The organism is Amycolatopsis coloradensis, assembly GCF_001953865.1.
GTDB classification, from domain to species: Bacteria; Actinomycetota; Actinomycetes; order Mycobacteriales; family Pseudonocardiaceae; genus Amycolatopsis; species Amycolatopsis coloradensis.
The window spans coordinates 473,471-483,906 of record NZ_MQUQ01000012.1; the positions used below are offsets into that span (position 1 = coordinate 473,471).

The 10,436-nt window shown below is 67.4% G+C and carries 9 protein-coding genes and 1 other RNA gene; 8 read left to right on the top strand and 2 right to left on the bottom strand.

Annotated features, from left to right (window positions below; all coding sequences use genetic code 11):
* The first annotated feature begins 16 nt into the window (after positions 1 to 16).
* The 4 genes from BS329_RS23525 to BS329_RS23540 all read left to right on the top strand — a co-directional run bounded on the left by BS329_RS23525 (position 17) and on the right by BS329_RS23540 (position 4,554).
* Positions 17 to 838: a Nif3-like dinuclear metal center hexameric protein gene (locus tag BS329_RS23525; RefSeq protein WP_076163377.1), complete on the top strand. Its 822-nt coding sequence runs from the start codon at positions 17 to 19 to the stop codon at positions 836 to 838.
* Between the two features lie 17 nt (positions 839 to 855).
* Entirely contained in the window at positions 856 to 1,593 is a 738-nt protein-coding gene (locus BS329_RS23530; protein WP_076163378.1) for a zinc ribbon domain-containing protein, read from the top strand.
* The gene (locus BS329_RS23535) at positions 1,590 to 2,702 is read left to right on the top strand and encodes a bifunctional RNase H/acid phosphatase (protein WP_208619259.1); all 1,113 of its coding nucleotides are present in this window, start codon (positions 1,590 to 1,592) and stop codon (positions 2,700 to 2,702) included. The genes BS329_RS23530 and BS329_RS23535 overlap by 4 nt, the downstream gene beginning before the upstream one ends.
* A 115-nt stretch (positions 2,703 to 2,817) precedes the next feature.
* On the top strand, positions 2,818 to 4,554 hold the full coding sequence (locus BS329_RS23540) for a hypothetical protein (protein ID WP_076163379.1): 1,737 nt from the start codon (positions 2,818 to 2,820) through the stop codon (positions 4,552 to 4,554).
* Positions 4,555 to 4,634: 80 nt separating this feature from the next.
* Here BS329_RS23540 and sfnG read toward each other — a convergent pair whose 3' ends face one another.
* A complete protein-coding gene (gene sfnG, locus BS329_RS23545) occupies positions 4,635 to 5,762 on the bottom strand; it encodes a dimethylsulfone monooxygenase SfnG (RefSeq protein WP_076163380.1) in 1,128 nt (375 codons plus the stop codon).
* Between the two features lie 917 nt (positions 5,763 to 6,679).
* Positions 6,680 to 7,252, bottom strand: a complete 573-nt coding sequence (locus BS329_RS23555) for a sigma-70 family RNA polymerase sigma factor (RefSeq protein WP_084750100.1) — start codon at positions 7,250 to 7,252, stop codon at positions 6,680 to 6,682.
* Positions 7,253 to 7,737: 485 nt separating this feature from the next.
* On the opposite strand from BS329_RS23555, the gene rnpB reads away from it, so the two are divergent.
* The 4 genes from rnpB to BS329_RS23575 all read left to right on the top strand — a co-directional run bounded on the left by rnpB (position 7,738) and on the right by BS329_RS23575 (position 10,433).
* An RNA gene (rnpB, locus tag BS329_RS23560) (RNase P RNA component class A) lies at positions 7,738 to 8,136 on the top strand.
* A gap of 224 nt (positions 8,137 to 8,360) precedes the next feature.
* Complete coding sequence (locus tag BS329_RS23565; protein WP_076163381.1) at positions 8,361 to 9,224, top strand: SCO6745 family protein; 864 nt, start codon at positions 8,361 to 8,363, stop codon at positions 9,222 to 9,224.
* Between the two features lie 452 nt (positions 9,225 to 9,676).
* Entirely contained in the window at positions 9,677 to 9,943 is a 267-nt protein-coding gene (locus BS329_RS23570) for a hypothetical protein (protein WP_005166545.1), read from the top strand.
* A gap of 13 nt (positions 9,944 to 9,956) precedes the next feature.
* Complete coding sequence (locus BS329_RS23575; RefSeq protein WP_076163382.1) at positions 9,957 to 10,433, top strand: hypothetical protein; 477 nt, start codon at positions 9,957 to 9,959, stop codon at positions 10,431 to 10,433.
* The last annotated feature ends 3 nt before the right edge of the window (positions 10,434 to 10,436 follow it).

Sequence of the window (10,436 nt, forward strand, 5' to 3'; positions counted from 1 at the left end):
ATGCGAAAATCCCCGGGTGCCCGCGCTAGCCGAAGTCATCGCCGCCCTCGAGCAGGCCTACCCGCCCGAACTCGCCGAATCGTGGGACGCCGTCGGACTCGTCTGCGGCGACCCCGCCGAGAACGTGGACAAGGTGCTGTTCTGTGTCGATCCGGTCGACGAGACCGTCGACGAGGCGATCGCCGACGGCGCGCAGCTGATCGTCGCGCACCACCCGCTGCTGCTGCGCGGCGTGCACGGCGTCCCGGCCGACAGCACCAAGGGCCGTCTCGTGCACCGCATGATCCGCGCGGGCGTCGCCCTCTACTGCGCGCACACCAACGCCGATTCCGCGTCACCCGGCGTCTCCGACGCGCTCGCCGACGCCATCGGCCTGACCGTCCTCGGCCCGCTCGACCCCCGCGAGGACGGCGTCACCGGCATCGGCCGCATCGGCGAACTGCCCGCCCCCGAACCGTTCTCGGTCTTCGTCGAACGCGTCGCGAACGCCTTGCCCCGCACGGAACCCGGCGTCTACGGCGCGGGCGATCCGGCCCGCCCCATCCGCCGCGTCGCCGTTTCCGGCGGTTCCGGCGACAGCTATCTCAAGCGTGCCACCGCCGCCGGGGTCGACGCGTACGTCACCGCCGATCTCCGGCATCATCCCGCCGGCGAACACCTCGCCGAGATCGCCGAAGTCCCCGCCCTGGTCGGCGTCACACACTGGGCGAGCGAATGGCCGTGGTGCGAGCAAGCCTCGGCCGTCGTCCGCGCCGCGTTTGCGGGTAACGTCGACATTCACGTCTCCACGCGGTGCACCGACCCGTGGACGCTACGGGCCACCCGAACCGAGCACTAAGAATCACAAGGAGCACCGTGAAGGCCGACCCCGCCGTCCAGCGCCAGCTGCTCGAACTCGCGAAGGTGGACGCCGAACTCTCGCGTACCGCCCACCGCCGCCGCACCCTGCCGGAAATCGCCGAGATCGACGCGGGCGAGAAAACGGTGCGCGACCGACGTGACGCGCTGGTCTCGGTCCAGACCGCGGCGTCCGACCTCGACCGTGAGATCGCCCGCCAGGAGAAGGAGATCGAGTCGGTGCGCGCTCGCGGCGACCGCGACCGCAAGCTCCTCGAATCCGGCTCCGTCGCGGCGAAGCAGATGACCGACATCGAGCACGAGCTGAACAGCCTCAACCGGCGTCAGGCCGCGCTCGAGGACGACCTGCTCGAATTGATGGAACGCCGCGAGGCGCTCGATCTCGACGCCCAGCGCACCAGCGCCGAGGTCGCGAAGGCCGAGAACGAGGTCGCCGAGGCCGTCCGCCGCCGTGACGAGAACTTCACCGACTTCGACACCACGAAGGCCCGCCGCGACGAAGACCGCGCCAAACTCCTGCCGCGGTTTCCGGAAGACCTGCTGAAGCTCTACGAGCGGGTCCGCGCGCACAAGGGCATCGGCGCGGCGCTGCTGCGGGCCCGCCGTTGCGGCGCCTGCCAGCTCGACATCGACCGTCGCGAGATCGCCGAGATCAAGGCCGCTCCCGAGGACAACGTCATCCAGTGCGAGAACTGCGGCGCCATCCTGGTGCGCACACTGGAGTCCGGCCTGTGACCGACCACGTGCTGATCGAGGCCGACGGTGGCTCGCGGGGCAACCCCGGGCCCGCCGGCTACGGCGCGGTCGTCAAGGACGCGAACACCGGTGAGGTGCTGGCCGAGCGCAAGGCCTACGTCGGGATCGCGACCAACAACGTCGCCGAGTACTCCGGCCTGATCGCCGGGCTCGCCGCGGCCGCCGAACTCGGAGCGTCCACAGTGGACGTCCGGATGGACTCGAAGCTCGTGGTGGAGCAGATGTCCGGGCGCTGGAAGGTCAAGCATCCGTCGATGCAGCCGCTGAACGCCGAAGCCAAGGAACTCGCGGCGCGCTTTTCCCGCGTGCGCTACGAGTGGATCCCGCGCGCGGAGAACTCCCACGCGGACGGGCTCGCGAACGAGGCGATGGACGCCGGGGCCGCGAAGAACTCAGAAGCGCCGAAGACCGTGAAGCAGGACAGGACCAGCCCTGTCGGCTGGACCGGCGCCACCGGGACACCGACGAAACTGCTTCTCGTGCGGCACGGCCAAACGGCGATGTCGGTCGAGAAGCGTTACTCCGGCCGCGGTGACGTGCCCCTCACCGAGCACGGCAAGCAGCAGGCGGCCGCCGCCGCGAAACGCCTCGGCTCGATGGAGGGCCTGGTCGTCGACGGTGAGGCCGCGCCGATCATCGCCTCACCGCTGATCCGCACCCAGCAGACCGCGCAGGCGATCGCGGACGCGCTCGGCGGCCGCGTCGAGACCCATCCCGGGCTGATCGAGACCGACTTCGGCGATTGGGAAGGCCTCACCTTCAAAGAGGCCATGGACCGCGACCCCGAATTCCAGACCGCCTGGCTTTCGGACACCTCGATCGCGGCGCCGGGCGGCGAGAGCTTCGACGGCGTCCACCGTCGGGTCCGCAAGGCCCGCGACGAGCTGATCGCGAAGTACGGCGGGCGGACACTCGTGCTGGTCAGCCATGTCACGCCGATCAAGGCGCTGCTGCGGATGGGCCTCGACGCCGGGCCGTCGCTGCTGTTTCGACTGCACCTTGACCTGGCCTCGCTGTCGATCGTCGAGTTCTACCCCGACGGCAACGCCTCGGTCCGCTTGGTGAACGACATCTCGCATCTGTCCTGACGCGCCGTGAATGTGGCGCGGATCACGCCTGGATATGACGTGTCGCGGGCAGCCGATGGGGTATTGGCTACAGTTTCGGCGACGGGCACGTGAGCGAAAAGGCGAAGACGGGGACATGACGGCGAGCGCACTCAGCGAAGCTTCCGAAAAAGACGTGCCCGACCCGGCGGAGACGCCGGCCCGTCGTGGCCCGGCCGCCCGGATCGCGCCGTACCTGGCGGTGCTGGCCGGTGTCGCGGCGCTGGCCTGGCACGCCACCCTCTACGGCCACTGGATCGTCGACGACGCGGCCATCACCTTCTCCTACGCGCGCAGCTTCGCCGATGGGCTCGGCCCCGTGCTGCAGCCGGGGCAGCCGTCGGTCGAGGGATGGTCGAACTCGACGTGGCTGGTGCTGCTGGCGGTCGGCAAGCTTTTCGGGATCTTCGACAGCGGAACGCTGTTCGGCCTTCCCGACTACGTCCTGTTCCCGAAGCTGCTCGGGCTCCTGTTCACCGCCGGGACGCTGGCCGCCTGCCACATCGCCGCGAAGCAGGTCTTCAAGCGCTTCGCCTGGCTGGCGACGCTGGTCGTCGGGCTGACGCTCGCCGCGATCCCGTCGTTCGTCATCTGGACCGTCTCCGGTCTGGAGAACTCCCTGTTCGGGATGGCCGTCGCCTGGCTCGCGGTGCTGCTGTTCGTGGCCGTGCGCAAGAACACCGTGCTCACCGCGAAGATCGCCATCTGGTCCGGGGTGCTCGTCGCGTTCGCCGCGCTGACCCGTCCCGAAGGTCTGATCTACGGCGGGGCGTACCCGCTCGTCGTGCTTTTCCAGCTGCGGAAGCCGCTGTTGGGGCAGAGCGTCAAGTTCATCGTGGTGTCCGTGGTCGCGTTCGCGATCCCGTTCGGCGCGTATCTCGCCTGGCGGATCGCGGAGTTCGGCAGGCTGCTGGCGAACCCGTCGATCGCGAAGGGGCAGGGACTTCCCGGCCTTTCGGCGCTGAAGCAGCCGTTCGAGCTGGTCGGCTACGCCGGTGTCGCCGGGACGATCCTGCTGGCCCTGACCCTCGGTTACGCGCTGGTCCGCGCGGAATGGCGGCGCGCGCTGATCGCGTTGCTCACGCCGTTGGCGCTGGGGATCATCGCTTACGGCGTGATGGTGCCGGACTGGATGGGCCAGCACCGCTTCGCCACCCCGATCTGGATTCTCGCCGCGCTGGCCGGAACGCTGGCCGCGGGCGAACTGCTGCGCCGTTCGCGTGCGGCCCTGCGGACCGTCGTGGTGCTCGTGCTGGTCGCGGCCGCGATCCCGTCCGGGATGGGTTTCGCGTCGTCGTCGGAGAAGTTCCAAGAGGTCCCGACGGTGCCCGCGTGCCTCATCGCCGACCGGTTCGGCCGCGGTTTCAACACCATCGCCGACATTCTCGGCTTGCAGCAGGCGTCGTTGCTGCTGCCCGACCTCGGCGGCTCGTCGATGACCAGCCGCCTGCACCTGGTCGACATGGCCGGGCTGGTCGAGGCGGACGTCGCGGACTTCCTCAAGAACGGCGACCTGCCTGGCCTGCGCGACTACGTGTTCGACAAGGTCAAGCCGACCTTCATCCACTCGTGGGGCCCGTGGGCCGCGGGCAACGGCATCACCGTCGACCCGCGGATCGACCGCGACTACGAGCCGATCTTCGTGTACCCGGGCAGCGGGCCGCGCAACGGGGACTTCGTGCGCAAGGACGCCGTCTCCAGCCCGGAGAAGCTGAAGGCGGCCCAGGACTACGCCGCGAAGACCCTGCCGGACGTCGAGAAGGCGCGCTTCGGCGGTCCGCTCAAGGACTGCGGCCCCACCATGCACCCGGGCCAGACCGTCCACCTGCCCTAGCCCCCTCCCTACCGCCCGCGTTTCGTCCTCTAGTTGCGGTAGTTGCGCGTGCAAGGACCGCAACTAGAGGACGAAACGCGTCAGGGGGCGGAGGTGACGAGGGGTTCGGGGGTGGCGGCGCCTCGCTCGAGGTCCGCCTCCTTGGCCCGGATCACCGGCAGCACGTGCTTCCCGAAGTGCTCGACGTCCTCCAGGTAGTGCAGGAATCCGAGCAGCAACAGGTTCGCCCCGCGCGTCTTGTACTCGATGGCCTGGTCCGCGATCTGCTCCGGCGTGCCGATCAGCCCGGTGCGGAAGCCGTCGTTGTACTGCACCAGATCCTTGAACTCCGAGTCGGCCCACATTCCCTTCTTGTCCGAAGTGGAGCTTCCCGCCTGCTTGACGGCGTTGCGGAATCCCTCGACGGCGTCGGTGTTCGCCTTCTCGACGATCTCGCGCAGCACGGCCTTCGCCTCGCTGTCGGTCTCCCGCGCGATCAGGAAACCGTTGAGCCCGAAGCGGACGGAGTGATCGTTCTCGACCGCGTAGCCGCGGACCTCCGAGACCTGCTCGCTGAAGCCGTCGAAGTCCTTGCCGTTGCTGAAGTACCAGTCGGAGACCCGGCCCGCGAGCTTCCGCGCCGCGGTCGAATTGCCGCCCTGGAAGATCTCCGGATGCGGCCGCCCGACCGGTTTGGGCTTGATGTCGAAATCGTGGATCCGGTAGAAATCACCGTTGAATTCGGCGTGGTCGCTCGTCCAGAGTTCCTTCAGTACGCGAATGAACTCTTCCGAACGCCGGTACCGTTCGTCGTGTTCGAGCCACGCTTCACCGAGGTTGGTGAATTCGTCCTTGAACCAGCCGCTGACCACGTTGACCGCCGCGCGCCCACCGGAGATCACGTCCGCACTGGCGATGAACTTCGCGAGCACGCCGGGATGCCACAGCCCGGGGTGGATCGCCGCGATCACCTTCAGCCGCTGGGTCGCGAGCAGCAGCGCGAGGCTGAATCCGGTCGATTCATGCTGGTAGGCGGCACCGTAGCTGGCCGTGTAGCGGACTTGGCTCAGCGCGTATTCGAACCCGCTGTTCTCCGCGAGGACGGCGAGATCCCGGTTGTACTCGTATCCCCAGTCGGTGCGCTGCTCGATGTCGCTGGTGACCAGCCCGCCGCTCACATTGGGGACCCAGTAGGCGAATTTGAGTGGTTCGGATTCGATTCCCGGCATGCCGCGGAGTGAACCCGCCGCGCACGGAGACCGTCAATCACCGTCCAAGCGCTGGGAACGGCCGAGCGCGGAACTCAATTCGGTGCGCCCGGTGATCCCCAGTTCGCGGTAGGCCCCGGCCTAATGCAGTTCGACGGTCCGGCGAGGTCAGGTGCGGCGCCTCGGCGATCTCCCGGCTGGTGAGACCTTGTGGCGCCATCGCCGCGACGCGGTACTCCTGTTGGGTGAGCCGTCTTCGTTGTCCTTCACCATCGCCAGGCTTGCCCGCGCATTTCCGCACCGCAGTGCTTGCTCGACCGCGCGGCCTGCCACAACGTGTTGATCGACTTCTCACCCTGTCCGTGCCGGTCCTGCGACGCGCCGAGTTCGGTCAGTGCCTCGGCTCGAATGCGTCTCCAGCCGGGACGCGGCGGCGATCGCGACGGTGAACCCGGCCGCCTCGGCCAGTTCGCCCGCCGGAACAGTCCGGTGATCGCGTCGAGTTCGCTGTCGCGACCCAGCAGCCCGGCGGCGTGGCGCTTCGGTACCGAAGGGACTCTCGGGATTTACTTCGGTATGCACCGAAGAGACCGTCGTGTCGGCTTGCGGCAAACTACTCGAACGTAAGCGGTCGTAGGAGTAAGCGCTGGTCGATGTCCGTATCCGGCGAGTCCCGCGGAAACCGGCGAGACGATCGTTGTGACGACGACACACGCCAGGAAGATCACCACGAGGTTGGCCGTGATCAGCGACAGCCGTCCGCGCCGCCGGGTGGCGCCAGAGGGCAGGGCGGATCGGCCCTCGCCAGCGCGTTCTCCACCGACGAGAATCCCGCGACCTGGTGCCCGCAGCTGTTCTTCGAAGGCGTATGCCTCGGTTCGATCGAGCACACCGAGCACACAGGGCCGCGACGTCGGTGTGTTTCGTCTTTCGCTTCCTCATCGCGAACCCAGCTCTCCTAACGACCGTCGCAATGTCCTCATAGCCGCGTACAGCCGTGATTTGACCGTGCCCTCCGGTATTCCCAATATCACCGCCGCCTCCCGGACCGTATGTCCGGTCAGATATGTCTCGTAGATGACAGCCTGGTATTTGCTGTCCAGATATCGTAGTGCCTCGGAAATGGCGAGTGCGGACAGCGACTGATCCACCTGGTCCGCTGTTTCGGCGTTTTCGGGACTTTCCAGCTCCGCCTCCTGTGGCCGGGCGCTCTGGTTTCTCCAGCCGTCGATCACGATCCGCTTCGTGACCGTGAGCAGGCAGCCGCGCAGCATTCCCGGCTCGCGGTTCAGCGTGTCGGAATGTTGCCAGGCGCGAATCAGCGTCTCTTGGACAACGTCCTCTGTCCATTGTCGATCATGGCCGGTCAGGTACAGGACCTGGCTGAACAGGGTCTCCCGCGGCCGAACCTGCACCCTCTGCTCACTGCTTCCATAGGGTTCGCGACCTCCTCGGCGGTGGAGGATTTCACAGGTCGGTACACCGTAGCGCAGACTTTCGCCGTAAGCCATGTGCAGTAGTGCTCCAATTACCATTAATCGGCCGGTACGTATGACGGCGAGAAACGGTTCAAACATGCTATGTGATTCACATCACACTTGAGTAAGTGGGCAGAAATCGAACCGGCCGCTCCGGTTTGCCGTATTTCCCATGAAGCTGCTCGGAGTGGTGATCGCCTGCCTGAAGATATTGGTAGGAATGCCCGCCCATGCCTTCGCGAAAATGACCGGGAACTGCTCACCATCGCGCGACAGGCGGGGTCCGGTCGGTCGCCAGGCGGAACAGTGCGGAGGCGCGCAACGGGTGTGCGAGGTCCGGGCGGCCACCCGTGACGACGCGATGCGGTCCTTCGCCGAAGCTCGGCTAAGTTCGCCAACGCGCGGCCCGGCGAATGGACCGGACAGGGCACCGGCCACGGCTGGTTCGTGATCAGACCCGACGGGTAGCGCAACCTGAATCGCCTGCCCACCCCCGTGCAGTAGGATTCGCCGACGGACGAGTCGGCAGGGCGGCCGCGAGCCGGGAGACCGGTTCGAGGAAAGTCCGGACTCCACAGGGCAGGGTGGTTGTTAACGGCAACCCGGGGCGACCCGCGGGACAGTGCCACAGAAAACAGACCGCCTCCGCGCGCTTCGCGGGCGGAGGTAAGGGTGAAACGGTGGTGTAAGAGACCACCAGCGTCCTGGGTGACCAGGACGGCTAGGTAAACCCCACCCGGAGCAAGGCCAAGAGGGAGCCCCGAGGCTCCTGCGCAGACGACCGAGGGCTGCCCGCCCGAGTCTGCGGGTAGGCCGCTCGAGCCCGCCGGCGACGGCGGGCCTAGATGGATGGCCGCCACTCGCTCAGCCGCGAGGCGAGGCGAGGACAGGATCCGGCTTACACGCCGGCTCGTCCCGGTACATGAAGGCCCCCTTCCTTGCGCCAGGCGCAAGGAAGGGGGCCTTCATGTACTTCAGGCCGGGGTGGGAGCGCGCGGTGGGCATTTCTTCACGGACCGTCCCCTGCCTCATTCCCCGAGAATTCGCCCCACCTGCGGAAGTGATAGCAAAGGTCCCTTGCTTCCCACCTCGGCCCCTTGGAACGCTGCGCCCCCTGACTACTTGCCGGTAGGGTGCACCCATGGGCGAAGCGAGTCGGGTCACGGGACGGTTCCGCGGGACGTTCGATGCACTGCATTCCCTCACTTATTTCGCCCCCGAGACGGAGGCCGCGCTCACCGACGCTGGACTCCGGCCGGGGCGCATGACGTACTTCGCGGGCCGCGCGGCCCCCATGGGCGCGGTGAGCCCGGGTGTCGTCGCCGCCACGTTCTACAACTTCAATCCCGAGCTGGTCGCCCGCCACATCCCGCGCGCGTGGACGCTGGCCAGCCCGGATCGGATCATCGAGGCCAGGTTCGAAGCGGTCGACGCGACCCTGACCCGGCTGCTCGGCAAGGACACCATCGACTCCGAACAGGTCGCCGAGGCCGCCGAACTCGCCCGCGAGGCGACCGGAGGTTGCCAGGCCGACGGGCGCCCGCTCTACGCCGGGCACGCCGACCTCGACTGGCCGAGCGAGCCGCACCTCGTCCTCTGGCACGCCGTCACCCTGTTGCGTGAGCACCGCGGGGACGGCCACATCGCCGCACTCGTCCTCAACGGTCTCGGCGGGCTCGAAGCTCTCGTCACGCACACCGCCACCGGCAAGGGCTTCCAGGCCGCCGCGGCCAAGGCTACCCGTGGCTGGAGCGACGAGCAGTGGGACGCCGCGGGCGACGCTCTCCGCGAGAAGGGTGTCCTCGACGCCGAGGGCGGCTTGACCGAGGCCGGGAACGATCTTCGCGAGCGGATCGAGGTCGCCACCAACGCGGCGTCGACCGGGCCGTGGGAGCACCTCGGCGAGGAGAAGACCAAGCGGCTTCACGAGCTGTGCGGGTCCTTGAGCCGCCAGGCCGTCGAAGCAGGCGCTTTTCCCGCGAATGTGTTCTCCAAGGGCCAATAATTACGCTATGTAGTGAAAATGCGGGTTCGGTTTTCGCTTTGGGTAACGGAAGCGTGACTTCCCCTGATCGGTGCCCATGATTTTTGTCGAATACGCGCTCACGCAGTGGACTCGCGGAAAGCCACCGAACGAGTCATGTCACACTGGTCGTGGCCCGATTCCCGGCCGCCGACCCGTACTCACAGTGAGCAAGAATCTCGCAACCGGGTGAGTTCGTCAGCACACTGCGAAATCCGGGTGGCCGGGGTTAATCCTGACGACCCTTGCAACGATGATGGAGACCGAGGATGGTCGTGGTGCTGCGCCTCGCTCTGTGCTCAGCAGACGCTGCGTAATACAAGAGGTATCCACAGAGCGCGCTTTGACCACTACCCCTCGTGACGTCATGATGTTCGAAGCACCACCGAGCCAGAACCGCGCGAACCCCCTCTCCGCGCACCGGGAGTAATGCGATGATGACCTTGACCACCCTCGACACGCTGGCCGCCGGCGAGCTCGGCACCGGCAACGTCCGCACCTGGCTGATCGACAACATCATCCCCCTGGTGCTGCTGGCCGTCGCACTTCTGCTGCTGTGGCTGGGTGGCGGCAAGGGGGACAACGCCGGTGTCATGCGCCGTCTCGCCGGTGTCGTGATCGCGCTGGCGATCATCGGCCTCGCGGTGAGTGGTGCCGGAGTCAACGTGGGCCAGTGGATCGCCGGCCTCTTCACGGGCTGAGGCAGGGCCCGCGTTGCGTATCCGCACCGATGACGAGGTTTACCGGGTCGATGCCGTGTGGCTCGGCCCGCCGAAAGCGACTTTTCCCTGGAGGGCCCGCTACGTCGCGTGGCTCGTCGGTATCCCGGTCTTCCTGCTCGTGCTCACCGCCGAACGGTGGGCGGGCTGGAGCTTCGGGTTCTTCTCGACCGCCTGGGCTTTCGTCGCCACAATTGTGATCACGAGATTGATCACGTCCAAGATCAGCCACGAGCGCCCGCTGGGCGCGGTGGCCGGGATGGCGGCGAAAGAGCTCAACTCACCTAGAGAACGGACCACGGGTACGGGCGGCGCGGCCAGCGCTTCCCGCGTCCGGGTGCGGGCGACCCGCCCGTTGCCGAAGCACCGCAGGAGACGGCAGTACCAGCAACACGGCTACGGCGGCGGCGCCGGAGCTCAGGGAACACCACGAGCGCGTCGGAGCCGCCCTGCGGCTCGGGCCGGGAGGTAGTCG